The 24,419-nt window shown below is 65.8% G+C and carries 23 protein-coding genes; 15 read left to right on the plus strand and 8 right to left on the minus strand.

Translation table 11 applies throughout. The features are described 5' to 3' along the window. On the plus strand, positions 1-793 hold a 793-nt coding region (locus CQ050_RS17775), incomplete at its 5' end, for a DUF4139 domain-containing protein (protein ID WP_146121052.1). 17 nt (positions 794-810) lie between these two features. Here CQ050_RS17775 and CQ050_RS17780 read toward each other — a convergent pair. Further along, on the minus strand, positions 811-2,121 hold the full coding sequence (locus CQ050_RS17780; RefSeq protein ID WP_105558163.1) for a ferric reductase-like transmembrane domain-containing protein: 1,311 nt from the start codon (positions 2,119-2,121) through the stop codon (positions 811-813). Between the two features lie 149 nt (positions 2,122-2,270). Then, the gene (locus CQ050_RS17785) at positions 2,271-3,491 is read right to left on the minus strand and encodes an EAL domain-containing protein (protein WP_105558164.1); all 1,221 of its coding nucleotides are present in this window, start codon (positions 3,489-3,491) and stop codon (positions 2,271-2,273) included. Between the two features lie 283 nt (positions 3,492-3,774). Between CQ050_RS17785 and CQ050_RS17790 the strand changes: the two genes are divergently transcribed. Next, complete coding sequence (locus CQ050_RS17790; RefSeq protein ID WP_105558165.1) at positions 3,775-4,902, plus strand: 3-deoxy-7-phosphoheptulonate synthase; 1,128 nt, start codon at positions 3,775-3,777, stop codon at positions 4,900-4,902. Between the two features lie 9 nt (positions 4,903-4,911). Here CQ050_RS17790 and CQ050_RS17795 read toward each other — a convergent pair whose 3' ends face one another. Further along, positions 4,912-6,150 (minus strand): FAD-binding oxidoreductase, encoded by a 1,239-nt coding sequence (locus tag CQ050_RS17795; RefSeq protein ID WP_105558166.1) that lies wholly within the window; start codon positions 6,148-6,150, stop codon positions 4,912-4,914. Positions 6,151-6,239: 89 nt separating this feature from the next. Between CQ050_RS17795 and CQ050_RS17800 the strand changes: the two genes are divergently transcribed. The 8 genes from CQ050_RS17800 (at position 6,240) to CQ050_RS17835 (ending at position 14,957) form a co-directional block, all read left to right on the plus strand. Beyond that, the gene (locus CQ050_RS17800; RefSeq protein WP_105558167.1) at positions 6,240-6,839 is read left to right on the plus strand and encodes a GNAT family N-acetyltransferase; all 600 of its coding nucleotides are present in this window, start codon (positions 6,240-6,242) and stop codon (positions 6,837-6,839) included. A gap of 117 nt (positions 6,840-6,956) precedes the next feature. After that, positions 6,957-7,442 (plus strand): hypothetical protein, encoded by a 486-nt coding sequence (locus CQ050_RS17805; RefSeq protein WP_105558168.1) that lies wholly within the window; start codon positions 6,957-6,959, stop codon positions 7,440-7,442. 347 nt (positions 7,443-7,789) lie between these two features. Beyond that, a complete protein-coding gene (locus CQ050_RS17810; protein ID WP_105558169.1) occupies positions 7,790-8,509 on the plus strand; it encodes a response regulator transcription factor in 720 nt (239 codons plus the stop codon). 10 nt (positions 8,510-8,519) lie between these two features. After that, positions 8,520-9,389 carry a CoA ester lyase gene (locus tag CQ050_RS17815; RefSeq protein WP_105558170.1) on the plus strand — a complete coding sequence of 290 codons (870 nt, stop codon included), beginning with the start codon at positions 8,520-8,522 and terminating at the stop codon, positions 9,387-9,389. Between the two features lie 334 nt (positions 9,390-9,723). Further along, positions 9,724-11,355, plus strand: a complete 1,632-nt coding sequence (locus CQ050_RS17820; protein ID WP_105558171.1) for an ATP-binding cassette domain-containing protein — start codon at positions 9,724-9,726, stop codon at positions 11,353-11,355. A 108-nt stretch (positions 11,356-11,463) separates the two neighbouring features. Beyond that, positions 11,464-12,333, plus strand: a complete 870-nt coding sequence (gene asd / locus CQ050_RS17825; RefSeq protein WP_105558172.1) for an archaetidylserine decarboxylase — start codon at positions 11,464-11,466, stop codon at positions 12,331-12,333. Between the two features lie 124 nt (positions 12,334-12,457). Continuing rightward, positions 12,458-13,684, plus strand: coding sequence for an alpha-hydroxy acid oxidase (locus tag CQ050_RS17830; RefSeq protein WP_105558173.1), 1,227 nt, complete (start codon positions 12,458-12,460; stop codon positions 13,682-13,684). Between the two features lie 100 nt (positions 13,685-13,784). Next, a complete protein-coding gene (locus CQ050_RS17835) occupies positions 13,785-14,957 on the plus strand; it encodes a metallophosphoesterase (RefSeq protein ID WP_105558174.1) in 1,173 nt (390 codons plus the stop codon). 4 nt (positions 14,958-14,961) lie between these two features. On the opposite strand, the gene CQ050_RS17840 is transcribed toward CQ050_RS17835, so the two are convergent. Next, positions 14,962-15,429, minus strand: coding sequence for an Lrp/AsnC family transcriptional regulator (locus CQ050_RS17840; RefSeq protein ID WP_105558175.1), 468 nt, complete (start codon positions 15,427-15,429; stop codon positions 14,962-14,964). A gap of 92 nt (positions 15,430-15,521) precedes the next feature. Here CQ050_RS17840 and CQ050_RS17845 point away from each other — a divergent pair, with 92 nt between their 5' ends. Continuing rightward, complete coding sequence (locus CQ050_RS17845; protein ID WP_105558176.1) at positions 15,522-16,718, plus strand: MFS transporter; 1,197 nt, start codon at positions 15,522-15,524, stop codon at positions 16,716-16,718. Positions 16,719-16,732: 14 nt separating this feature from the next. Here the strand turns inward: CQ050_RS17845 and CQ050_RS17850 are convergent, their stop codons facing one another. Next, complete coding sequence (locus tag CQ050_RS17850; RefSeq protein WP_105558284.1) at positions 16,733-17,554, minus strand: MetQ/NlpA family ABC transporter substrate-binding protein; 822 nt, start codon at positions 17,552-17,554, stop codon at positions 16,733-16,735. Positions 17,555-17,719: 165 nt separating this feature from the next. On the opposite strand from CQ050_RS17850, the gene rocD reads away from it, so the two are divergent. Together rocD and rocF are read left to right on the plus strand one after the other, a co-directional pair. Then, complete coding sequence (gene rocD, locus CQ050_RS17855) at positions 17,720-18,955, plus strand: ornithine--oxo-acid transaminase (RefSeq protein ID WP_105558177.1); 1,236 nt, start codon at positions 17,720-17,722, stop codon at positions 18,953-18,955. 20 nt (positions 18,956-18,975) lie between these two features. Further along, a complete protein-coding gene (rocF, locus tag CQ050_RS17860) occupies positions 18,976-19,914 on the plus strand; it encodes an arginase (RefSeq protein WP_105558178.1) in 939 nt (312 codons plus the stop codon). Between the two features lie 25 nt (positions 19,915-19,939). Here rocF and CQ050_RS17865 read toward each other — a convergent pair whose 3' ends face one another. Further along, the gene (locus CQ050_RS17865) at positions 19,940-20,680 is read right to left on the minus strand and encodes an IclR family transcriptional regulator (protein WP_105558179.1); all 741 of its coding nucleotides are present in this window, start codon (positions 20,678-20,680) and stop codon (positions 19,940-19,942) included. Positions 20,681-20,915: 235 nt separating this feature from the next. Here CQ050_RS17865 and CQ050_RS17870 point away from each other — a divergent pair, with 235 nt between their 5' ends. Beyond that, on the plus strand, positions 20,916-22,124 hold the full coding sequence (locus CQ050_RS17870) for an ABC transporter substrate-binding protein (RefSeq protein WP_105558180.1): 1,209 nt from the start codon (positions 20,916-20,918) through the stop codon (positions 22,122-22,124). A gap of 48 nt (positions 22,125-22,172) precedes the next feature. Next, positions 22,173-23,234 (plus strand): alcohol dehydrogenase, encoded by a 1,062-nt coding sequence (locus tag CQ050_RS17875; RefSeq protein WP_105558181.1) that lies wholly within the window; start codon positions 22,173-22,175, stop codon positions 23,232-23,234. Between the two features lie 47 nt (positions 23,235-23,281). Here the strand turns inward: CQ050_RS17875 and CQ050_RS17880 are convergent, their stop codons facing one another. Together CQ050_RS17880 and CQ050_RS17885 are read right to left on the minus strand one after the other, a co-directional pair. Next, complete coding sequence (locus CQ050_RS17880) at positions 23,282-23,794, minus strand: RES family NAD+ phosphorylase (RefSeq protein ID WP_105558182.1); 513 nt, start codon at positions 23,792-23,794, stop codon at positions 23,282-23,284. Next, entirely contained in the window at positions 23,791-24,276 is a 486-nt protein-coding gene (locus CQ050_RS17885; RefSeq protein ID WP_105558183.1) for an antitoxin Xre/MbcA/ParS toxin-binding domain-containing protein, read from the minus strand. The genes CQ050_RS17880 and CQ050_RS17885 overlap by 4 nt, the downstream gene beginning before the upstream one ends. Positions 24,277-24,419: the final 143 nt, after the last annotated feature.

A 24,419-nucleotide genomic window follows, 5' to 3' on the forward strand; every position in this document is an offset into this window, starting at 1 on the left:
TTGCTCCAGCATGCGCTTGACCGGCGGCGTGGCCTCGGCCGCGCCCGCGCCGATCAGCAGCGAAATGACGATGAAGCGATCACGCCCCGCGGCCCAGGGCCAGGCCTATGCCGACGCCGCCATGCCCGAACCGGTGGCCGAGGCCATGGAGGTGTCTACGGCGCAGATGCAAAACGACGCCACCAGTGCATCGTTCCAGATCAAGAATCCGGCTACCGTTGCATCGGACAATTCGTCGCAGCGCGTGGCGATCACCACCGCCAAGCTGCCGGCCACGCTGCAATACCAGTCCACGCCCGCGCTGCGCGAAGCGGCCTTCCTGACGGCGCTGGCCAGCAACAACACCGATTTTCCGTTCCTGGCCGGGTCGTTGAATACCTTCCTGGACGACGCGTTCGTGGCCTCGAGCCGCATCAAGGCGGTCATGCCGGGCGAAAAGGTCGAACTGGCCATGGGCGCCGACGATGGCATTTCGATCAAACGCCAGCTAGTGAACCGCTTTACGGAAAGCACCGGCTTTTCGGGCAGCGGCAAACGCGTGACCTATGAATACAAGATCACGGTAAAGAACAACAAGGCCACCAAAGAGCAGATCGTGTTCAAGGACCGCCTGCCGGTTTCGCGCAATGAAAAGATCGTAGTCAAGCTGTTGTCGCCGGCCGACCGCGAAGTCAAGCGCGAAGAAGACGGCAAGCTGGCCTGGGAATGGGAACTTGAGCCAGGCAAATCGCGCGAGACGGTGCTGAAGTTCTCGGTGGATTATCCGGGCGACATCGACGTATCCGGTATCTGAATTCCCGAAAAGGCGCCCTAGCGCATCTGGAACGCTTCCTGGTGAAACAACTGGCGCACCGGCATTCCCTGCCGGTGCAGTCCGTCTTTCAGCGAATCGGCGAAGCCTGTCGGTCCGCAAAACCAGACACCGGGCCAAGGCGTTCCCGCCGTGCGTCCTGCGAGCAGGCCCGCTGCCGTCAGCGGCCCTTTCTCGTCGCTGTACCACACACGCAGCGTCACGCGCGGAACCCGCGCGCAAAGGGTTTCCAGCGTTTGGGCAAACGGCGCCTCGGCCGCATTGCGCGCGCAGTAGTACAAGGTGGCCTGCGGCGCGCGGTCTGGTTCGGCCTGCAACGACTCCAGCCACGAGATGAACGGCGTCACGCCGATGCCGGCGGCCACCCATATCTGCGGGCGGCCGTCATCGCGCAGCAAGTCGAAGCAGCCATACGGCCCTTCCACCGTCACCGCCTGCCCCTCCTTCAGGCTGGTTTGCAGGCGGCGGGTGTAATCGCCCAGCGCCTTGATCGAAAACCGTACGCGCCCCGTGCCGTCGTCGGCGCCCGATACCGTGAAGGGATGCGCGCCTTCAAGGCGGTTTGCCGTCAGAAAGGCGAACTGGCCGGCGCGATGGCGCCAATCGCCTTCGACCTTACAGGTGAGCGACAGGATATCCTCCGACAGCGGATCAACGTACAGTACCGTCGCCCTGTGGCGCCGGGCCCGGCCGATGTTTCCGGTCAACGCCCAGAGCGCGCACGCACTGCCCACGGCCGTCGCTAAGGCGACGAGCCATCCCGCGGGTTGCGCCCACCACGCGGCGGGCGTCAGCACCACGCCATGAAACGCCGTCACCAGGAACACGACGGCCGCTATGCGATGGATGTGGCGCCACAGGTGATAGGGAAACCGTCGCCATAGCGTAAGCGCCACCACGATCACCAGGATCCAGACCGCCCATTCCCCGATGTCCTTGGCGGAGCCGCGGAACACGTCCAGCCAGGCGGCTTCGCGCGGCGTCTTGGCGACCGGATTGAACGCCATGAGCAGCAGCGGCTTGCCAATTTTGATCAGATAATGCGCCGCGGCAAGCGCGGTCGCCAGGATGCCGCTCCATTTGTGCAGCCGGTACATCTTGTCCAGGCCGCCCAAGCGGGACTCGATCCACTGCGGGCGCACCGCCAGCAGCATGATCAGCGCCATCAACGCGTATGCGCCGAGGCCCGTCAACAGGATGAGTTGGTCGCGTGCGGTCCAGATCGTGATGCCAGCCGGCGGATGGGTCCAAAGCGTGCCTGCCCAGGCCAATAGGGACAACAGCAGGACGGCGCCAAGCGTGCGTCGCATCGATTCAATTCTCCAGGGAAAGCCCGAGCACAGCGCCCATGGTAGCCCCGTATGCACCCCGTATGCACCCGAATTCGACGCGGCGCGCCCGGGCATTGATCGTCATCAATGCCCGGGCGCGCCGGTGAGCCGGCGACCCGCCTTCCGCTTCAGTGCCGGCGGCAGAATTCGACGAACGCGTCGGTGTCCAGCGGAACCGACAGGCCGTAACCCTGCGCGACGTCGCAGCCCAGCTCGCGCAGCAACTGCACGTCGCGGTCTTGCTCGACCCCTTCGGCCACCACGCGCCGCCCCAACACGCGGCCCATCTCGATCGCCGCCGCCACCACCGCGCGTGACGCCGCTTCCCGGTGCATGTGCACGATGAAGTCGCGGTCGATCTTAAGCTCGGTAAACGGCATGGCCGAAAACAGCCGCATCGACGCAATGCCCGCGCCGAAATCGTCCATCGCCAATTCAAAGCCCCGTACCCGCAGCAGGTTCAGCACCGATGACAGCGCCAGCCAATCATTGACGGGCTCGTCCTCGGTCAGTTCGATCTTCACCAGCCGTGCCGGCAATCCCGCCTGCGCCACACGCTTTTCCAGCAGCGTGGGCAGGTCCCGCGTGCACAACGTGGACGACGACGCATTGATGGCAATCGGCACCGCGATGCCCTCGGCATGCATCCGCTGCAAGACCTCGATGACGCGGTCCACCACCCGCAAGAACAGCATCCGATCCATGCCCAGGCGGTGCGCGGCGGGCACGAAGTCGACAGCGGAAATCGGCCCCAATTCGGGGTGTTCCCAGCGGGACAGCGCTTCAGCCGCCAGCACTTCACCGGTGGCCAGGCTCATCTGCGGTTGCAGCACGACGCTCATGCCCACGCCGGTGATCAGGGCGCGCCCCAGTTCGGCCTCGATCACTTCCCGCCGGACCGATTGCAGCCGAGGCAAGCTCACGTCTTCGGCCGACAGCAGCGTGGTTTTGATCGCCTGCTGCATCGACGCGCGCGATACGGGTTTGGACAGGGCCTGCGCCGACGGGCAGCCCGCCTGCAACGCCAGCCGCACATGCGACTGCAGCAACTCGTCGCTCAGGCTGCTGATCCAGATGATGGGCGGCATGGCTTTGAGCCGCCCGACGTCGACCAGCCGCCGCAGCTCATTGGGCAAATGGGTGCCGTCGCCATCGCCCATGACGATGTCGCTGATCACCAGGTCGTAGAACTGGCGGCCCAGCGCGCCGACGGCTTCGGTGCTGCTTCCCACGCCAGCGACCCGGCGATGGCCCAACGCCAGCAGCATGTTCTGCAAGTAGGCGCGCTCGACCGGGTGGTCTTCGACCAAGAGAATCCGTCGAGCGGCTCCGGCGTCGGTTTTAGGCATCACGTTCCGTCCTAGCTTATAGGGCGGGCCTTTGCAGGCGGCCGCTTGAAATCCCTAGACTCCATCCTACGGCATCTAACGGCGATCTGTCGTCATTGGCAACGGGTTAGTGCCATTTCGGTGCCGATAGACGTAGGTTTTAGGGCGTCTACCGCCGATAGGTCCGGCCCGTTGCCGTCCGGCGTGCCCGCCATCGGCCAGACGGACGCCACCGCCCGGCGCACCTGCCCGCCGCCAGTGCGATAATGGCCGTCTTTACGCATCTACGGCACGGAGCATCCCCTTGACCCGCATTGACGACCCCCAGCACGACCGCGAGGTCGGCACGGCCGACTCGACCCAGGACAACACGCGCACCGACGACACGCGCATCAGCGCCGTGCGTCCGCTGATCTCGCCCGCGTTGCTGCAGGACGAACTGCCCGTTTCCCCCGCCATCCAGACGCTGGTGGAGGCAAGCCGCGCGCAAATCGCCGACGTCCTGCACGGCCGCGACGACCGGCTGCTGATCGTGGTCGGTCCCTGCTCGATCCATGATCATGGCCAGGCCATGGAGTACGCCCGTCAATTGCGTGCCGCCGTGGACCAGCACCAGAAAGACCTGCTGATCGTCATGCGGGTCTACTTCGAAAAGCCCCGCACCACCGTCGGCTGGAAAGGCTATATCAATGACCCGCGGCTTGACGGCAGCTTCCGCATCAATGAAGGCCTGCGCCGCGCCCGCGAACTGCTGCTGGACATCAGCGGCCTGGGCCTGCCCATTGCCACTGAATTCCTGGATTTGCTCAGCCCGCAGTACATCGCTGACCTGATCGCCTGGGGCGCCATCGGCGCGCGCACCACCGAAAGCCCCAGCCACCGGCAACTGAGTTCGGGTTTGAGCTGCCCGCTGGGCTTCAAGAACGGCACCGACGGCGGCGTGCAGATCGCGGCGGACGCCATGGTGGCCGCCAGCGCCAAACATGCCTTCATGGGCATGACCAAGATGGGCATGGCCGCCATTTTCGAAACGCGGGGCAACCAGGATACGCACGTGATCCTGCGCGGCGGCAAGCAAGGCCCCAATTACGACGCGGCCAGCGTGGACGCCTGTTGCGCCGCGCTGCGCGCCGCCGGCCAACGCGAACAGGTCATGATCGACTGCTCGCATGCCAATTCCAACAAATCGCACCTGCGCCAGATCGACGTGGCCAATGACATCGCCGCGCAACTGGCCCAAGGCGACACGCGCATCACCGGCGTCATGATCGAGAGCCATCTTGAAGAAGGCCGCCAGGACTTGAAGCCGGGCCAGCCGCTGCGTCGCGGCGTGTCGATCACCGACGCCTGCCTGGGCTGGACCCAGACGGAACCGGTGCTGGAAACCCTGGCACTGGCCGTGCGCAAGCGCCGCGAAAAAAATCTGGCTTAAGCCCCCGGGTCAACGGCGCAAGCCGTAAAGCGCCGGGTCCATCTCCGGCGCCTGTCCCGTCATCAGGCTGGCCAGCAGCTTGCCGGTCACCGGACCCAGCGTAAAGCCGTGATGCGCATGGCCAAACGCCATCCACAATCCGGCATGCCGGGGCGCTGCCCCGATCACCGGGCGCATGTCCGGCATGCAGGGGCGGCACCCCATCCACGGTTCACGCTCGACCGCGGCGCCCAAGGGCAGCAACTGGCCCGCCAGCGCTCGCGTGCGCTGGATCTGGACAGGAGACGGCGGCGCATCGCGTGCGGCGAACTCGGCGCCCGTGGTCAGCCGCACGCCGAGCGTCATCGGCGTCACCACGAAACCGCTGTCGATATCCGCCACCGGGTGCGACAACGCCGCCCCCTCTTCCAGCGCGAAGTGCTGGTGGTAGCCTCGCTTGACCGCCATCGGAATGCGATAGCCCAGTGGACGCAGCACATCCGGCGACCACGGCCCAAGCGCCACGACCACATCCCGGGCTTCGATCAACCCGTCCTCGCCCTGCACTTGCCAGCCCTTGTCCGGCGCCGGCTTCAGACTGCGTGCGTCGCCGCGCGCAAAGTGCCCGCCGCGCTGCTGGAACAGCGCCGCATATCCCTTCGTCACGGCGCCCGGATCAGACACGTTGACCGGGTCCAGCCAATGCACCGCACCCACCATCCGTGCCGACAGCGAAGGCTCCAACGCCGTCAGCGCCTGGCGGTCCAGCACCCGGTAATTCAGTCCATAGGATGCCAGCGCGTCGGCTTCGGCGACGGCGCGCGCAAGGCCTGCTTCGGTGCGCACGCCATCGATCCAGCCATTGCGGCGGAACAGGTGCGAGACCTGTGCGTCGTCCCTCAATGCATCGTGCTCGATCACGCTGCGCTCGATCAGCGGCAGCATCGCGTCGGCCGCGCTGGCCAGCCGCGCCGGCGACGAATGCCACCAATAGCGCAGTAACCACGGCGCCACGCGCGGCAGGAAACGCGGGTGATAACTGACGTCGGGCGTGTTGTTTCGCGCATAGCGCCACACGCTGCGCCAATCGCGCGGAAAGGCGTAGGGAATGACGCTGGCGCGCTCGATCAGGCCGGCATTGCCATAGCTGGTTTCTTCACCCGGGCCGCGTCGGTCCAGCAGCGTCACGGAACGCCCGCGCGCCACCAGATGCAGCGCGGTGCAGACGCCGATGATGCCTGCCCCAAGAACCACAACGTCTGTTTTCATCGCCCGGATTCTGCGCCTGCCGGACGTGTTCGGCAAGCCTCGGCAGGCGTAGAATCCCACGCGGCACTTGGCCGCTCCAGGACACTGACATGCCCCTTCCCTTGCTGCAACCCGTCACCCTTGAAGGCGACGTCGTACGCCTGGAACCGCTTACCGCCGGCCATGCCGACGCGCTGGCCGCCGTCGGCCTGCATCCGGAACTCTGGCGTCTGCAACCCGAACCGGTCGCCACGGCCGAGGACATGCGCCGCTACGTCGACCGCGCCCTGATCGCCCAGCGCGAAGGCGCCTGCCTGCCGTTCGCCATCGTGCAACAACGTTCAGGGGAAGTCATCGGGGCCACGCGTTATATGGATATTGCGCTGCCGCACAAGCGCCTGGAAATCGGCGCCACCTGGCTGACGCCTGCCGCCCAACGATCCGGCGCCAACACCGAAGCGAAATTTCTCTTATTGCAGCACGCCTTTGAAACAATTGGTATCATACGCGTAGTGTTCAAGACGGAGCTTGGCAATGCGCAGTCGCGGCAAGCCATTCTCCGTCTCGGCGGCGTCGAAGAAGGTGTGTTCCGCAAGCACCTGATCACGCAGTCGGGCCGCACCCGCGACATGGTCTATTACGCCATCCTCGACGAGGACTGGCCGACGGTCAAAGCGCGCCTGCTGGCGCGCATGCGCCGCCCGCAATAGCGTTGCGCGTTACGTTCTTTTCGCAGCCGGCCCCATGTCCCGCAAGGACCGGGGCCGTTACCGCAGGACCGGCGGGCCGATGGCGCCCTTTCCTTCCCCGCCTTTTTCAAGTCAGGTATGGACCCCTCTCCCCTCGTCCCGGCCGCATCCTCCCAGACGCGCCCAACTATTTTTCTCTACACCGAAGAACAGCGAGGCAACCAGTTGGTCGAATCGCCTGTCATCGGCATGCTGTCCGATGTCTCGGGCTCGGATAAGCTCGTGGTGGTGCAAGATCCGCACAGCGGCTTGAAGTTCATCTACCGTGTCGACCACGAAAGCAGCAACCTGGATGCCGCCGCCATTACCGAGCAGGAGGCGGCTTCGTTCAACGGCAAGACATCCGTGCAGATCAATGCCATGTCGTATCGGTTGGGCACCGTCGAGAACGCCATGAAACTGCTGCGCGGCAAAACGCAATGGATCCAGGACAAAGGCGCCGTGCTGTCGGTGTTGCTGCAGAACGCCGCCGCCCGCAAGACCCGGTTCTCGTCGGTACGCATCGAGCGCGACCGCATGCGCAAGGTGCCGCAAGGCGTGCCTGTGGAATATTTGCCTACATAAATCGGATGGCGCCAGCCGGGCGAGGTTTATCCACAATTTCTGTGGATAAACCTGCGTGCGATGCACGACAGGCGGCCATTCAGGCGATGGCGCACGGCCTGCGCATTTTTTGACCAATCCAGATTCCTGCCGCACGCGGATGTCATCCCACGAGTTTGGCGCGCCGCAGCAATCGGCGATGATGATATTCTCCGCAAGCGCGACGATACAAAACGTATCGCGCCCCGTCCGGACGTGCGCTCGCGCACCGCGGACTCCCCAAAGAAGATGCCGTAGCACATGACAAGAGCGAAAAGCGTGCTTGCCCTTGGAGCGCCTCGCGTGCAAGCGCGGGGGGATGCCGCGCCGTGACAATCATCATCGTCGATGACCACGGAGACTGGCGCGACACCATCGCCGAGTACATCCACGATCTCGGGGTGGATAAAGCGATCCTCACCGCCGGCTCGCTGGCCGAGCTGGACCAACTGCTGCTGACGGTCACGCCGGGCATTCTGGTGCTGGACGCCATGCTTCCCGACGGCGATGCGCTGACCCGCGTTTCGCATCTGCGCACGACCTACCCATCGATGGGCATCATCATGCTGACCGGCCGGCTGCTCAGCGAAGACAAGGTGTCGGGACTGAGCCTTGGCGCCGACCACTATCTGACCAAGCCCGTCAATCTGGCCGAGTTGGGCGCGACGCTTGTCGCGCTGTCGCGCCGGCTGCGCGTCGTGCCGCCCGCGGCGGGCAACGGCCCGCAACCCGACGCCTGGCGTTTCGATCCTTCGCGCCGGACGCTGGTGTCGCCCGCGCAAGTCTGCGTCGACATCACCGATACCGAAAGCCGCCTGATCGGCGCACTGATCCAGGCCGCGCCGCTGCCGCTATCGCGCACCCGGTTGGTCGAAGCACTGGGCGCCAGCGCCGACGCCTACGACACCCACCGGCTTGACGCGCACATGCACCGGCTGCGCCGCAAGCTGCGTGCGCAGGCCGGCGGCGACATGGGCATTCGCACCGTGTATGGCGTAGGCTACGTCTGCACGACACCGGTACAGATCGTCGACACCCTCAAGCCCTGACCAACCGCTTATGACGCTACCTATCCGCCCCCGCCGCTCTGTCCTCTATATGCCGGGCGCCAACGTGCGCGCGCTGGAAAAAGCCCGGCATCTGGACGCCGACGCGCTGATCCTGGACCTTGAAGACGCCGTCGCGCCCGACGCCAAGGCGCAAGCCCGCGAACAAGTCGCGCATGCGCTTCGCACGGGCGGCTATGGCCGGCGCGAGTGCATCGTGCGCATCAACGCGCTGGACACGCCATGGGGCCTCGACGACGTCAACGCCATCGCGCAGGCCGGCGCCGACGCGGTGCTGCTGCCCAAAGTGCAGGCGCCCAGCCAGCTGGCCGCGCTGGCGCAGGCGCTGGACGCCGCCGGCGCGCCGCCGGATCTGCCCTTGTGGGCCATGGCGGAAACCCCGTTGGGCTTCCTGCGGCTGGACGCGATCGCGGGCGGCCATCCGCGATTGGCCGCCATCGTGGTGGGCACGTCGGACCTGGTCAAGGACCTGCACGCCCGTCATACGCCGGCGCGTGAAGAAACGCTGCTGGCGCGTTCCCTTGCCGTGATGGCTGCCCGCGCGCACGGCCTGGCCGTACTGGATGGCGTCCATCTGGACCTGCAGGACGACGCCGGCCTGGTCACGGCCTGCCGCCAGGGCCGCGATCAGGGTTTTGACGGCAAGACGCTGATCCACCCCAGGCAGATCGCGGCGGCGAATGACGCGTTCGCCCCCACTGAAGCGGAATTGGCCAGCGCCCGCAAGCGTCTGGACGCCTGGCGGGCCGCGCAAGCCTTGGGCCAGGGCGTGGCCGTGGTCGACGGCGCCCTGGTGGAAAACCTGCACGCACAGGACGCCGAACGTTTACTGGCGCTGGCTGCGGCGATCGCTGGCGAGTAGCCCCGCCGCCACGGAGCGCTATCAGGCGCGGTATCAGCGCCTGGCGTCAATGCAAAATCGGCGCAAAATCGGCGCAAAATCGGGGGCAAAGACCACAGCTGCCCGGCCCGATATGCCCGGGCGGCTGCGCCGATGCGCGCGGCCCGGTACAATAATGCCCACGACTGGATGGCGGCCCGTATCGGCCGCCCGTCTTTTTCGCCTTTCGCGCCCGACTGCATCCATCAGTTCGCCAGCTTCGCGCGCGATCCCGCCCCGGTTCCCTTTTTTGCGCCGCGCCTTGTGGCGGGAGCCTTGCCGCGCGCCTGCCGCGCCACCCCCAGCCACACGATTCATGATCCGCTTCCAACAAGTTTCACTCATGCGCGGCGTCAAGCCCTTGCTAGACAAGGTCGACCTGCTGTTGAACCCGGGCGACAAGATCGGCCTGATCGGCGCCAACGGCGCCGGCAAGTCGAGCCTGTTCGGCCTGCTGCGCGGCACGCTGCACGCCGACCAGGGCGATCTGGACTACCCCTCCAGCTGGCGCATGGCGTATGTCGCACAGGAAACCCCCGCGCTGGACCGTCCGGCCATCGAATACGCGATCGACGGCGACGTCACGCTGCGTAAACTCGAAGCCGAACTGGCGGCGCTGGAAGCCGAGCCTGAAAGCGCCGAGAACGGCTTGCGCATGGGCGACATCTACGCCGCCTTGGCCGATGCTGACGCCTACACCGTGCATTCGCGCGCCGAACAGTTGCTGACCGGCCTGGGCTTCACGCAAGCCCAGATGCACTTGCCGCTGACCAGCTTCTCCGGCGGCTGGCGCATGCGCCTGAACCTGGCGCAAGCACTGATGTGCCCGTCCGACCTGCTGCTGCTGGACGAGCCCACCAACCACTTGGACCTGGACGCCATCATCTGGCTGGAAGATTGGCTCAAGCGCTATCCGGGCACGCTCATCGTCATCTCGCACGACCGCGATTTCCTCGACGGCGTGGTCAACGTCATCGTCCACATCGACGAACGCAAACTCAAGCGCTACTCGGGCAACTATTCGTCTTTCGAACGCCAACGCGCCGCTCAGCTGGAACTGGCGCAAGGCATGATGGAAAAGCAGATGCGCCAACGCTCGCACCTGCAGTCCTTCATCGACCGCTTCAAGGCCCAGGCCAGCAAGGCGCGGCAAGCACAAAGCCGCATCAAGGCGCTGGCCCGCATGGAAGAAATGGCGCCACTGCGCGCAGCCGCCGAGTTTTCGTTCGAATTCCGCGAACCGCTGCGCGCGCCGAATCCGCTGTTGACGATGGACAAGGTCAGCGCTGGCTATCGCGTCGAAGACGAAGACACGCAGGACGTGTCGGACAAGATCATCGTGTCGGGCATCAACTTCTCGCTGCAGGCCGGGCAGCGGATCGGGCTGCTGGGCATCAACGGCGCGGGCAAGTCCACCTTCATCAAGACCATCGCGGGCGACCTCGAATCCCTGGCGGGCGACACGCAGTTCAACAAGGGCCTGTCGATCGGCTACTTCGCCCAGCATCAGGTCGAGATGCTGCGCCACGACGAATCGCCGCTGTGGCACATGATGAAGATCGCGCCCACCGTGCGCGAGCAGGAGCTGCGCAACTTCCTGGGCAGCTTCAACTTCAACGGCAACATGGCCACCAGCTCCATCGCCCCGTTCTCCGGCGGCGAAAAGGCCCGCCTGGCGCTGGCGCTGATCGTCTGGCAGCGCCCCAACCTGCTGCTGCTGGACGAGCCCACCAACCACCTGGACCTGGAAACGCGCGAAGCGCTGACCACGGCGCTTGCGCAATTCGAAGGCACGCTGATGCTGGTGTCGCACGACCGCCATTTGCTGCGCGCGACCACCGACGAATTCATCATCGTGGCCGATGGCGCCGTCAGCCCGTTCGACGGTGACCTGGACGACTATAAAGACTGGCTCTACAAGACCAAATTGGCCGCCAAAGCCGCCTGATCGCGTTACAATCCCGCGAATTGCCCGCACCGGTCATCCCCTGACGTGTGCGGGCAACCTTCAACCACGTCCCGCTGTCTGCGGGACGCGTTTTTTCAGCGCTCGTAGATGACGATCAAAGACCAAGTATTCCTCGCCAGCCAGTATCTTGCGCCCCACCATCTGGTGTCGCGCTTTTTCGGATACGCCTCAGACTGCCGGGAACCCGCGGTCAAGAATTGGATGATCTCGCGCTTCGTCCGCAAATACGGCGTGGACATGCGCGAAGCCGTGCAGGAAGACCCGCTGGCCTTCGACTGCTTCAACGACTTCTTCACGCGCGCGCTGAAAGACGATGCGCGGCCCCTGGACGACCAGCCCGGCTCGGTGCTTTGCCCCGCCGACGGCGCCATCAGCCAAATGGGCCCCATCGCACAGGGCCGAATCTTCCAGGCCAAAGGCCACAGCTACGGCCTGGTCGACCTGCTGGGCGGCGACACGGAGCGCGCCGCGCCATTCCAGGGCGGCGAATTCGCCACCATCTATCTGTCGCCGAAGGACTATCACCGCGTGCACATGCCCGTTGCTGGCACGCTGCGCGAGATGGTCCACGTGCCCGGCCGCCTGTTCTCGGTGAGCCCGCTGACCGCCCGCAATGTGCCGCGCCTGTTCGCCCGCAACGAACGCGTCGTGTGCCTGTTCGACACCGAACACGGCCCGATGGCCGTCATACTGGTCGGCGCGATGATCGTTGCGTCCATCGAAACGGTCTGGGCCGGGCTGGTCACGCCTTACAAGCGCCGCGTCAAATCCGTGCGCTACGACGACGTGGCGCGCGCGCCGATCCACCTTGAGAAAGGCGCCGAAATGGGCCGCTTCAAGCTCGGCTCCACCGCCATTGTGCTGTTCGGCCCGAACAAGATCCGCTGGGCCGACACGCCGTCGGTGCTGGGCCCCGTCCGCATGGGTGAACTGCTGGCGTTGCCGGTCGGCGCCTGACGCAAAGGCGTCAACCCCTGCGGGCGACTTCTCAATTTCGATTTTTTCGAAATTGCGATTCAATATTTATTCGCTTTATGCGATAAAGCGGCGTTGCTAGATTACGGGTTTTTATCGGCCCGCCATGACAACCACCGCCCTGCCCGCTGCCGCGCCCGACCGCGACGCCCTCAGCCAGCCCCTGCCCCGCGCGCTCGCACGCCTGCTGTCGCTGGACGACTTCGAAGCGGCGGCGCGGCGGCGACTGCCCCGGCCCATCTTCGGTTACGTCGCGGGCGCCGCCGAAGACAATCAATCCCTGCAGGACAACCGGCGCGCCTTCAGCGAATACGCCTTCACGCCGCGCGTGCTGGTCGATGTGTCCCGGCGCACGCAGCAAACCGAACTGTTCGGCCGTCGATACGCCTCCCCGTTCGGCATTGCCCCGATGGGCATCAGCGCGTTGTCGGCGTACCGCGGCGACGTCGTGCTTGCCCGCGCGGCGCTCCAGCAGAATATCCCGGCCATCCTGAGCGGCACCTCGCTCATACCGCTGGAGGACGTCATCCGCGAAGCCCCGGGCACGTGGTTCCAGGCGTATCTGCCTGGCGACCCCGCGAAGATCGACGCCCTGGTCACGCGGGCTCGCCGTGCAGGCTATGAAACGCTGGTGCTGACCGTGGACATCCCCGTTTCGGCGAACCGCGAGAACAATGTGCGCACCGGCTTCTCGACGCCGCTCAAGCCCAGCCTGCGCATGGCCTGGGACGGGCTGACCCGGCCGCGATGGCTGGCCGGCACCTTCTTGCGCACGCTGATGGCGCAAGGCATGCCGCACTTCGAAAACTCTTTCGCCACGCGCGGCGCGCCGATTGTGTCCGCTTCCGTACTGCGCGACTTCACGGCCCGCGACCATCTCAACTGGGAACATGTGGCGCGCATCCGCCGGCAATGGCCCGGAACCCTGATCATCAAGGGCATCCTGCATCCCCAGGACGCAGCGATGGCCCGCCAACAGGGCGCCGACGGCGTCATCGTATCCAACCACGGCGGCCGCCAGCTGGACGGGGCGATCTCGCCGCTGCGCGCGTTGCCCGGCGTGGTTGCCGCTGCCGGCGGCATGACGGTCATGATGGACAGCGGCGTGCGCCGAGGCGGCGACGTGCTGAAGGCGCTGGCATTGGGCGCCCGCTTCGTTTTCGTGGGGCGCCCATTCAACTACGCCGCCGCCGTGGCGGGACAGGCGGGCGTCGCCCACGCCATCGGCCTGCTGCGCGCCGAAGTCGACCGCAACATGGCGATGCTGGGCATCAATAGCGTGAGCGAGATGGACGCCAGCCTGCTATGGCGTGAGGGTCCCGCCAGGGACTGAAAAAACAGGGGCGAACCCTGCCGCCCGGCGGCATAGAATGGCGGTTCCTTCGCCACCCGCGCGCCGCCCAGAAAGCGGCGCGCTCCCCCGTTCCTGCCCCGTGTCCCTACGCCAATCCTCATTTTTCCTGCGCTTCCTGACGCTTGGGGCGCTTGCCCACGTCTATGTTGGCGCCCGGCTGATTCCCGACGCATTGCTCGGCAACGCCGGCACCGCCGCCGCCACGATCGCCCTCATCCTCTCGTGCATCCTGATCCCGCTGGGGATGCTGGGCCGTTCGTCCGTGCATCCGCCCTGGGGCGACCGCATCGCGTGGGTCGGCCTGATCGCGATGGGGCTGTTTTCATCCTTGTTCGTCTTGACGGTGCTTCGCGACGCGGCGCTGCTGCTGGCCTGGCTTGCCGACCTGGCAACCGGCGCCGCCTTGCCCTGGATGCGGCTGCGCAGCGTCAGCGCCTGGGGCGTGGCCGCCCTGGCGGCTGCCGGCACGTTGGTCGGGTTCTATAACGCGCGTCGACGGGCCCAGGTGGTCGATGTGGACGTGCCCATCCCAGGCCTGCCGCAAGCGCTGGACGGCTTCACGATCGTGCAGATCAGCGACATCCACGTCGGCCCCACCATCAAGAAACACTACGTGCAGGCCATCGTCGATGCGGTCAACGCGTTGCAACCCGGCATGATCGCCATCACCGGCGACGTGGTCGACGGCAGTGTCGAGCACCTGTCCGCGCAGGCCAGCCCGCTGGGCATGTTGCGTGCGCCTTATGGCGTCTATCTGGTCACCGGCAATCATGAATACTATTCAGGCGCTGCGCCCTGGGTCGCGGAGTTCCGCCGCTTGGGGCTGCGCGTACTGATGAACGAGCACGCGGTCATCCACCCTTCGGGGATGCCGGTGGTCGTGGCTGGCGTGACCGACTACAGCGCGGGCGCGTTCGATCCGCAGCAGCGCAGCAACCCGAAGGCCGCGCTGGCGGGCGCGCCGGCGGACGCCCACGCCAGGATCCTGCTGGCGCATCAGCCTCGCAGCGCCGCTGCCGCTGAACCGCTGGGCTATCACCTGCAGCTGTCCGGCCACACCCATGGCGGACAGTTCTTTCCCTGGGGATTTTTCGTGCGCTTTCAGCAACCGTTCACGGCCGGCCTGCATCGGTTGGGCGAAATGTGGGTGTACACCAGCCGGGGCACCGGATACTGGGGGCCGCCAAAGCGGCTGGGCGCGCCGTCGGAAATCACGCGGCTGCGCCTGCGCGCCGCGCCGACGCGCGGCTAGCGCCCTACGCCGCCTCCGGCGTGGTGTCCGGCAGCGGCCCACGTTCCAGATAGCTGGTCAGCGCGATATCGCTGGTGGTGTTCGTGATGCCGTCGATCTTGTGGATGCGAGCCAGCAACAGCTCCAGTGCCTGGGTGTCGCGCACACGCACCTTCAGCAGCATGGCGCTTTTGCCGGTGATCGTGTGAATCTCTTCCACTTCGGTCAGTTCCGCCAGCCCCAGCACCTGTTGCGTGATGCTCCAGTTGTTGGTGTCCACGTGCACGAAGGCCAGCAGTGGCCGGCCGATCCGGGCGCCGTCCAGCTTGGCGGCGATGCCCTTGATCAAGCCGTCGCGCTTAAGCCGCTTGACCCGTTCGTGCACCGCAGGCGCGGAAAGGTTCAGCATTTTGCCTAATTCGGCATAACTCGGCGTGGCGTCGTCGGCCAGCAGCGTTAATAGTTTTCGGTCGCGGTCGTCCAGGTCTGGCATCGGAATCAGGTTCTGCCTTACGGCATTCGAACTTTTATGGAATAAGGAAAAATCAGCGTTAACCCTTATTTTATTCCAATAAAATTCCCGGCATGCAGAACCGTAGCAATCGCAGCTCCCGCACGCCCTCTTCCGTCCCCGCATTGATGTTCGCCGTCAGCGTCGTCGGCTCCAATGGTCTGGCGCTTAGCCCCATTTTGAGCGATGTCGCGCGTTCCTTCTCGACGTCGGCGCTCACCATCAGCACCGCGATCTCGGCCTACGGCGCGGCCACCGCCGCCAGCGCGTTCTTCCTGGCCGCGCGGATTGACCGCATCGGCATCCGCCGCAGCCTGCTTGGCGCGATGGTGGCGTTGATCGCCGCCCTTGCCCTGTCCGCCAGCGCGCCACACTGGATCGTGCTGACCTTGGCGCAAGCGTTGGCGGGCGCCGCCGCCGGCGTCATTCTGCCAGCGGCCTATGGCTCGGCCTCGTTGGTTGCGCCGCCCGGCCAGGAGGCCCGCACGCTTGGCCGCGTCATCGCCGGCTGGTCGGTATCGCTGGTGGCGGGCGTGCCGCTGTCCGCGCTGATTTCCGATGCCGTGGGGTGGCGCGCCACCTATGGCGTCCTGGCCCTGTGCGCCGCGATTGCGTTGATGGGCCTGCGCAAGCTGCCGGAACGCCGCGCGCTAAACCCGGCGCCGCTACGCCTGTCGCGCTTGCTGGCGCCCTTGTCGTATCGCGACGTGCCCATTCTGCTGCTGGGCTGCCTGGCGTTCTCGTCGGCCTTCTACGGCGTGTACGCCTTCCTTGCGGATCATGTCCGCACCTTGCTGGGGCTGTCCGCAGGCCAGGTCGGCTTCATCGCGTTCGCCTATGGCGCCGGGTTTCTGGTGGCCGGGATCGTGGGCGCGCCGCTGATCGAGCGGGTGGGACCGCGCCGCGCCTTGCCGCTGGCGCTGGGCGTGATCGCGCTAGTCTATCTGGCGTTGCTGCCTGCCGCGCACGCGCTGGCCGCCGTGCTGGCCATCGCGGCATTGTGGGGCGCCGCGTCGCAATTGAGCCTGAACCTGCTGGTGCTGCTGCTGGCGCGCGCGCGCCCCGAAGAACGCGGCGCGGTGCTGGGCCTGAACACCTGCACCACCTATCTGGGCGCCAGCGTGGGCACGGCCGTCGCCGGCACGCTGTATACGCACGCGGGCTTCGACACCTTGGGGCTATGCGCCTCGGCGGCCGTCGGCACGGCCGCGCTCGGCCTGCACTGGCGCTTGAATGGCCGCCGCGCCACGCGCGGCGAAGCCACGGCCTGACACATCGCGCCGGATTACCAGGGGAAGCTGATCAGGTCGCCGTACAGGCGCTTCAGCGTGCTTTTGACTTCCGGCGAATTCTGATAGATGGCAATGAACTTCAGCAGCCGCGGGTCCTGTGCCTTGTCGGGCGTCGTCACCCAGCGGATCGCGTAGCGGCGGATGCTGGCGGAGTCGGTGTTGTCGAACGCCAAGCCGTCCTTCTCGTTCAGCCCGGCCTGCTTGGCGAACGTGGTGTAGGTCACCGAGGCCGTCACATCGTCGAACGTGCGTGCCGACTGCGAGCCTTCGATCGGTACGAACTTCAACTTCTTGGGGTTGTGCACCACATCTTCCAGCGTTGCCTGATGCGCCACGCCGGACTTCAGCTGGATCAACCCGATCGACTCCAGCAGCAACAAGGCTCGCCCGGTGTTCACGGGATCGTTGGGCACGGCGATCGTCGCCCCATCCGGTACCGCCTCGCCCTTCTTCAGCTTTTTCGAGAACAAGCCGATCGTGGTGGAATAACCATAAGCAATGGGCGTCAGATTCGCGCCACGCCGCTGGTTGAACAGTTGCAGGAAGGGCTCGTGCTGGAAGAAATTGGCGTCGACCGAGCCGTCAGCCACCGCGATGTTGGGCAGCACCCAGTCGTTGAATTCCACCAGCTTCACGTCCAGACCTTCTTTCTTCGCCTGCGCAATCGCCAATTCGGTTGCTTCGTTCGCCACGCTGGGAATCACGCCGATACGCAGGGGTTTGTCCTGTGCGACGGCGGTGGCGGACGCCGCCACGCCGAGGGCCGCCACGGCCGCGCCGCGCGCCAGTTTGAAGAGCAGGTGCTTGAGAAGCATGAAGAGTGTCCAGGTGTCTTGAAAAACCGGCCCCGCGCCGGCGCAGGCGATATTGTGCAGCACCTTGCACGCCGATCCCCGAAAAGCCTTTGTCACGCAATGGCAATGCCGGGACGCCGGGACAAGCGCTAAGATGGTCGCAATCCGTCCCTCCCGGAGGTCCACATGAATGCCGTGCTGACCACCCTGCCCGGCGCGCGGTCCGCCGCCCGCCGCCGCGACCAGATCGAAGACCAGTTGGGCGCGCACAACTACCATCCCCTTGATGTGGTGATTGCCCGCGGCAAGGGCGTCTGGGTCCATGACGTCGATGGCCGCAAATACCTGGATTGCCTTTCGGCCTATTCCGCCGTCAACCAGGGCCACTGCCATCCGCGCATCCTGGCCGCCATGGTCGAGCAGGCGCAAAAGCTCACGTTGACCTCGCGCGCGTTCCGCCACGACCAGATGGCGCCGTTCTATGAAGATCTGGCACGGTTGACCGGCGCGCACAAGATCCTGCCGATGAATAGCGGCGCGGAGGCCGTGGAAACCGCCATCAAGGCCGTGCGCAAGTGGGGCTATGAAGTCCGGGGGGTGCCCCCGGATCAGGCCGAAATCATTGTCTGCGCCAATAACTTCCATGGCCGCACGCTCGGTATCGTGGGCTTTTCCACCGACCCCGACGCCTACGGCAGCTACGGGCCCTTCGCTCCCGGCTTCAACGTCGTGCCCTTTGGCGATTTCGAGGCATTCGACGCGGCCATCACGCCCAACACCGTTGCCTTCCTGGTGGAACCCATCCAGGGCGAAGCGGGCGTGGTGGTGCCGCCCGCCGGATACTTCAGCCGGGTGCGTCAGCGCTGCACCGAGCGCGGCATCACGCTGATCCTTGACGAGATCCAGACCGGGCTGGGCCGTACGGGCAAACTGCTGGCCGAAGAACACGAGGGCATCGAGGCCGATGTCACCCTGATCGGCAAGGCGCTGTCGGGTGGCTTCTACCCGGTGTCCGCCGTCCTGTCCAACGCCGACGTGCTGGGCGTGTTCCAGCCGGGCCAGCATGGCAGCACCTTCGGCGGCAATCCGCTGGCGTGCGCCGTGGCCCGCGCCGCCCTGCAGGTGCTGACCGACGAAGGCATGATCGACAACGCGGCGTCTGTCGGCGCTTATTTCCTTGAGCGCCTGCGCGCGTTGCCAGGCCCAGTGCGCGAGGTGCGCGGACGCGGCCTGATGCTGGCGGTGGAATTGGCGCCCGACGCTGGCGGCGCGCGCCGCTTCAGCGAACGCCTGCAGGCACGGGGCGTGCTGGCCAAGGACACCCACGGCCATACGCTGCGCCTGTCGCCACCGCTGATCATCACGCGTGAACAAGTCGACTGGGCCTGCGACCAGCTTGCCGCGGTACTATCCGCCCCTTGACGCATTTACCGGAGCCGCCCGTGCAAAACACCGCCACCTTGCCCAGCCAAATCACCCTGATCGGCGCGCCGACGGATATCGGCGCGGGCGCGCGCGGCGCATCGATGGGACCCGAAGCGTTGCGCGTGGCCGACCTGGGCCCCGTCATCGAAGCGCAAGGCTTCCAGGTGACGGACCGCGGCAATCTATACGGTCCCGCCAACCCGTGGCTGCCACCGGTTGACGGCTACCGTCATCTGGAAGAAGTCACGGCGTGGAACCAGGCCGTGCACGATGCCGTCTATGCCGAACTGGCCCAAGGCCGCCTGCCGGTCCTGCTGGGCGGCGACCACTGCCTGGGTATCGGGTCGATCAGCGCGGTGGCACGCCATTGCCGCGAAACGGGCAAAAAGCTGCGCGTGCTGTGGCTGGACGCCCATGCGGATTTCAATACGAACGCGCTGACGCCCACCGGCAATGTCCATGGCATGCCGGTCGCTTGCCTGTGTGGTTATGGCCCGTCGCAGATCACGGGCATGTCCGGCCAGACGCCCGACATTGAGCCGGGCTGGGTCCGCCAGATCGGCATCCGCAGCGTGGACCAAGGCGAAAAGCAATTGGTCCACGAGGCCGGGCTGGAAGTGTTCGACATGCGCTATCTGGACGAAATGGGAATGCGCGCAACGATGGACGCCGCGCTGGCCGGACTGGACGCCGATACGCATCTGCACGTGAGCTTCGACGTGGATTTCCTGGACCCCGAGATCGCGCCCGGCGTGGGCACGACCGTGCCCGGCGGCCCCACCTATCGCGAAGCGCAGCTATGCATGGAAATGATCGCCGACACCGGCCTGATGCGATCGCTGGACGTCGTGGAATTGAACCCCGCCTTCGACGTGCGCAACAAGACGGCGGAACTGGCGGTGGACCTGATCGAAAGCCTGTTCGGCAAGTCCACGTTGATGCGGCGCGGCACGTGATCCGTGGCGCGCCCGCGCGCCACCCCTAGCCTGCCCGCGCGCGGCGGATCGCCTCTGCCGCCGCATGCAGGTGGCGCACATTCTGTTCACGCTGTTCCCACACACGCTGCGTCGGCCCCGCCATGCACAGCGCATACCATTCCCCGCCCAGATCCAGCGCCACCGCCAACCCGGTCAGGTCGGCCACGCTTTCCCCTACGTTCGCCGCCCATCCCTGCGCGTCGGTCCGTTCCACCTCGGCGCGCAGGGCGTCGCGCGTAACCAGCGTGCGTTCGGTATGGCGCGCATAGTCGGCTACCGCCAGCATGCTTTCCCGATCCGCTGGCCCCAGCCGCGCCAGGATGGCGCGAGCGACCGCGCTGGTATGGATCGGGCGGCGTTCTCCCGGGCGGGCCGCATAGTGCACGGGATGGGTCGATTCCACCACATCCAGGAATACCGCGGCGCCGTCCTGGATTTTGCCCAGCATCACCGTTTCATTGGCCGCGTCGCGCAAGGCGGCCAGATGCGGCCGCACATGCTCCAGCCACGGATCGCCCGTCTGGATCTGCGTGCTTAGCGCGTGCAGTCTGGCAGTGGGGTAATACCCGCCGCGGCGGCGGACTTCGTACAGATAGCCACGTGCGACCAGCGTGCGCACAAGCGCCAGGCAACTGGACATCGGGGCGCCCAAACCCTGCGCCAATTCGGTCAGCGGCATCGGCCGCCGCGTCTGCGCGAACAGCTCGATCAGCTCCAGCGTTCGCACGACTAGTTTCACTTCCATGGTGTCGCCCCTGTTCGCGCCTGGTCGGCCCTGCCCTCAGAAAACACGTAAATCTGCTAGGTAATTCACTATGTTGACTTTTCATATGTGCGAACCTAAATTCTTGCACAGGAATTTTTATTTACCAATAAGAAATAGATTTCATCCCGCTGCAAAACAAGTGCCCCGAAACGTCGTACCGCGTCATCACCACAATTCCAATATTCGGCCCGTATCGGGGCTGGGAGACAGACAGATGCGTATCAAACCCCTGCTGGCGGCCATCGCCGCCGTGATGGCCGCGTCCGCGGCCCAAGCGCAATCAGATGTGGTTCGCCTGGGCGTGTCCAACGACCGTTCCGGCATTTATTCGGACCTGGGCGGACAAGGCTCCGAGATGGCGGTGCGGATGGCCGTCGAGGACTTTGGCGGCAAAGTCGCGGGCAAGACGGTCGAAGTGATCGGGGCCGACAACCAGAACAAGGCCGATGTGGCCTCGGCCCTGGTCCGCCGTTGGTTTGATACCCAAGGTCTCGTCGCGGTGGTGGACGGCGGCGCCAGTTCAGCCGGCCTGGCCGCCCAGGGCGTGGCGCGCGAAAAAGGCGGCACGGCGCTGATCAGCGGCGGCTTCGCCGGCGACTTCAGCGGCAAGCAATGCAGCAACCTCAGCACCCAGTGGGCGCCCGACACGTACGCGCTGGCCAATGCGGTCGTGAAGAGCGTGGTGGAAAGCGGCGGCAAGTCCTGGTATTTCATCACCACCGACTACGTCTTCGGAAAATCGCTGGAAAGCAACGCCAGCCGCTTCGTGCAGAACGCGGGCGGCAAGGTCGTAGGCAGCACGCGCCACCCGCTGGGCGCCATGGATTTCGCATCGTTCCTGGTGCAGGCGCAATCTTCCAAGGCCGACGTCGTGGGCCTGGCCAGCGCGGGCGGAGACCTCGTCAACCTGATCAAGCAGGCCCAGGAATTCGGCTTGACCGGCGGCAAGCAGCGCCTGCTGACCTTCCTGACCTTCATCAACGACGTGCAAGCGATGGGCCTGCCGGTCGCCCAGGGCCTGACCTTCCCCACCGGCTTCTACTGGGATGCAGACGAAGACACCCGCGCCTGGACGCAACGCTGGCAGAAAAAGATGGGCGTCACGCGTCCGCCTTCCATCGTGCAGGCGCTTAGCTACGTCGCCACCACCCACTACCTTCAAGCTGCCCAGGCGGCCGGCACGTTCGAGGGCGCCGCGGTCAATCAGAAGATGCGCGAGTTGCCCATCACCACCAAACTGATCAAGAATGCCCGGATCCGTCCCGAGGACGGCCGCGTCATCATGGACCTGTATCTGGTTGAAGTGAAGAAGCCCGCCGAGTCCAAGTACCCCGGCGACTTCTACCGTATCCTGTCAACCGTGCCTGGCGAAAAGGTGTTCGTGTCGCTTGCCGATAGCGAATGTCCATTGGTCAAGAAGTAATGCCCCACGCAGTGCCCCGGCCATAAGAATCACTAAAGGAGACATCCCATGAAGTGCTATTGCGTCGTCAACTTCCGCGAACCCTTGCAGGAAATGAACCAGCCCACGCCTACCCCGCAAGGGACGCAGGTGCTGCTCAAGGTCCGCGCAGCGGGGGTGTGCCACAGCGATATCCACTTGTGGGAAGGCGGCTACGACCTGGGCCAGGGCCGCACGCTGGCACTGAAAGATCGCGGCGTGTCGTTGCCGCTGACGATGGGCCACGAAACCGTGGGCACCGTCGTCGCGGCCGGCCCGGAGGCCTCGGGGCTTTCGGACGACCGCAATTACCTGGTCTATCCGTGGATCGGCTGCGGCAAATGCCCGTCTTGCGTGGCGGGCATGGAAAACCACTGCAGCGCCCCCGCCTGCCTGGGCGTGCACCGCGCCGGCGGCTATGCCGATCACATCGTGGTGCCGCATCCGAAATACCTGATCGATATCGGCGACCTGGATCCGGCGCAGATCGCGCCCTACGCGTGCTCGGGGCTGACCACCTATTCCGCCCTCAAGAAAATCGGCGCGGACATCTACCGCGCGCACCCGGTGGTGATTTTTGGCGCCGGCGGCCTGGGGCTGATGAGCCTGACCCTGATCAAGGCGCTGGGCGGCGCGGGCGCCATCGTCGTCGACATCGACGCCGCCAAACGCCAGGCCGCGCTGGAGGCCGGCGCGCTGGCCGCCATCGACGGCGCCGCGCCGGATGCCGCGCAGCAGATCATCAAGGCGGCGGGCGGCAAACCTGTCCAGGCGGCGATCGATCTGGTCGGCGCGCCCGCCACCACCTCGCTCGCCTTCGATTTCCTGACCAAGGGCGGCAAACTCATCATCGTGGGCCTGTTTGGCGGGGCCTCGTCGTGGCCCATCGCGCTGATCCCCATGAAGGCCATGTCCATCATCGGCAGCTACGTTGGCAATCTGACCGAGCTGCAAGAATTGATGGAGCTGGTGCAGGCGGGCAAGGTGCCGCCGATGCCGGTACACCGCCACGCGCTGGCCGAAGCCGACAGCGTGCTGTCCGCGCTGCGCGCCGGCAAGGTGGTTGGCCGGGCCGTGCTGACGGTCGATTGACGTCCTGGCCCGCAATGGCAAGGCGCCGCGCTTGGCGCCGGGCGGGCTCAGCCCGGCCGCAAGCGCGGATCGTAGATGAACCGTTCGCGCCGGACCACGACAATATGCTCGGCGTCCGGATGCGCAGGATTGATCAGCAGATTGCAGTCGGGCACGCCGCGATACGGCACGATGGCGCTGGGCAGTTCCAGCAGCGCCGATACGCCCGACGCCACCCAGTTATCGCCCACGGCCTGCGAGGCCTCGGCGAACGGCACCGCCTCCCAGAACGGATAGTCTTCCTGCAGTTGGCCCAGCGTCAGGGCCTGGCGGGCCTCATGGATGGCGCGCGGCACGGCAAGCTCAATCAGATAGCGGTTGGCCTGCTCGGATGCGCGGGCCGCGAAATGCACCACGGTCTCGAGCACGGCCAGCGCGACGCTGGACGAGGTATACACCACCGCCGTGCCCGGGCTGTTGTAACGCCCGCCCACCGCGGCGGCGCCGGCGCCGCTCAGGTCGTCGGCCCGGTATTTGCCGGCCGTCGTGCCGATGCGCCACAGCGACACGAACTCCGTCATGCGTAGACGCCGGCGGCCGCGCGCGCCAGGGTGTCTTCGACGATGCGGCTGCTGGCGTCAGAGGTCAGCAACGACAAGGGCTTGACGTTCCCCAAGGCGGGCACCGGCGTGTTCAGCCACAACACCGCTTCTTCGTCGCTGCCCAGCACCTGGCGGGCGACCCGCGCCACACGCGCAACGCGCGCCAAGCGGTCGGATTCGCCCAGGGGCAGCATCTGCCCCTCGCGCGTCCACCGTGACAACGATGCCGCCTTGACCTCGGTGATGGCCATGATTTCCGATTTGGGGACCTGCAGGAAGTCAGCGGCGTCGTCTACCATCTGCGCCGGCAACCCTCGGCGCACATCGCGCGCGATGTCACTCAGCGGGCTGTCCACCAGTTCCTGGAACAGTTGCTTGGCCCGGACCGCCGTGTGACGCGGCGGACGCTTGACGGAAGCGCCGCGTTTGTCAGCCGCTTTTCCAACGATGGCGATAGTCATGAGCGCCCCAAGAAGTTCCAAACAGAATTTATGATATCCCATTTGGAATGCCATTTCCAGGCCGGTTGCCGTCGGCGCGCGGTCCGCCCCGGCATGCACCGAATTTGGGCATATCATAGGCGGCGTTACACACGATCACAGAC

The organism is Achromobacter sp. MYb9, from assembly GCF_002975275.1.
GTDB lineage: Bacteria > Pseudomonadota > Gammaproteobacteria > Burkholderiales > Burkholderiaceae_B > Achromobacter.

Excerpts from the sequence above, each read along its gene's own strand:
- CQ050_RS17780 (WP_105558163.1), bottom strand. The coding sequence starts at position 2,121 with ATGCGACGCACGCTTGGCGCCGTCCTGCTGTTGTCCCTATTGGCCTGG.
- CQ050_RS17785 (WP_105558164.1), bottom strand. The coding sequence starts at position 3,491 with ATGCCTAAAACCGACGCCGGAGCCGCTCGACGGATTCTCTTGGTCGAA.
- CQ050_RS17795 (WP_105558166.1), bottom strand. The coding sequence starts at position 6,150 with ATGAAAACAGACGTTGTGGTTCTTGGGGCAGGCATCATCGGCGTCTGC.
- CQ050_RS17800 (WP_105558167.1), top strand. The coding sequence starts at position 6,240 with ATGCCCCTTCCCTTGCTGCAACCCGTCACCCTTGAAGGCGACGTCGTA.
- CQ050_RS17805 (WP_105558168.1), top strand. The coding sequence starts at position 6,957 with ATGGACCCCTCTCCCCTCGTCCCGGCCGCATCCTCCCAGACGCGCCCA.
- CQ050_RS17815 (WP_105558170.1), top strand. The coding sequence starts at position 8,520 with ATGACGCTACCTATCCGCCCCCGCCGCTCTGTCCTCTATATGCCGGGC.
- CQ050_RS17820 (WP_105558171.1), top strand. The coding sequence starts at position 9,724 with ATGATCCGCTTCCAACAAGTTTCACTCATGCGCGGCGTCAAGCCCTTG.
- asd (WP_105558172.1), top strand. The coding sequence starts at position 11,464 with ATGACGATCAAAGACCAAGTATTCCTCGCCAGCCAGTATCTTGCGCCC.
- CQ050_RS17830 (WP_105558173.1), top strand. The coding sequence starts at position 12,458 with ATGACAACCACCGCCCTGCCCGCTGCCGCGCCCGACCGCGACGCCCTC.
- CQ050_RS17840 (WP_105558175.1), bottom strand. The coding sequence starts at position 15,429 with ATGCCAGACCTGGACGACCGCGACCGAAAACTATTAACGCTGCTGGCC.
- CQ050_RS17845 (WP_105558176.1), top strand. The coding sequence starts at position 15,522 with ATGCAGAACCGTAGCAATCGCAGCTCCCGCACGCCCTCTTCCGTCCCC.
- CQ050_RS17850 (WP_105558284.1), bottom strand. The coding sequence starts at position 17,554 with ATGCTTCTCAAGCACCTGCTCTTCAAACTGGCGCGCGGCGCGGCCGTG.
- rocD (WP_105558177.1), top strand. The coding sequence starts at position 17,720 with ATGAATGCCGTGCTGACCACCCTGCCCGGCGCGCGGTCCGCCGCCCGC.
- CQ050_RS17865 (WP_105558179.1), bottom strand. The coding sequence starts at position 20,680 with ATGGAAGTGAAACTAGTCGTGCGAACGCTGGAGCTGATCGAGCTGTTC.
- CQ050_RS17870 (WP_105558180.1), top strand. The coding sequence starts at position 20,916 with ATGCGTATCAAACCCCTGCTGGCGGCCATCGCCGCCGTGATGGCCGCG.
- CQ050_RS17875 (WP_105558181.1), top strand. The coding sequence starts at position 22,173 with ATGAAGTGCTATTGCGTCGTCAACTTCCGCGAACCCTTGCAGGAAATG.
- CQ050_RS17880 (WP_105558182.1), bottom strand. The coding sequence starts at position 23,794 with ATGACGGAGTTCGTGTCGCTGTGGCGCATCGGCACGACGGCCGGCAAA.
- CQ050_RS17885 (WP_105558183.1), bottom strand. The coding sequence starts at position 24,276 with ATGACTATCGCCATCGTTGGAAAAGCGGCTGACAAACGCGGCGCTTCC.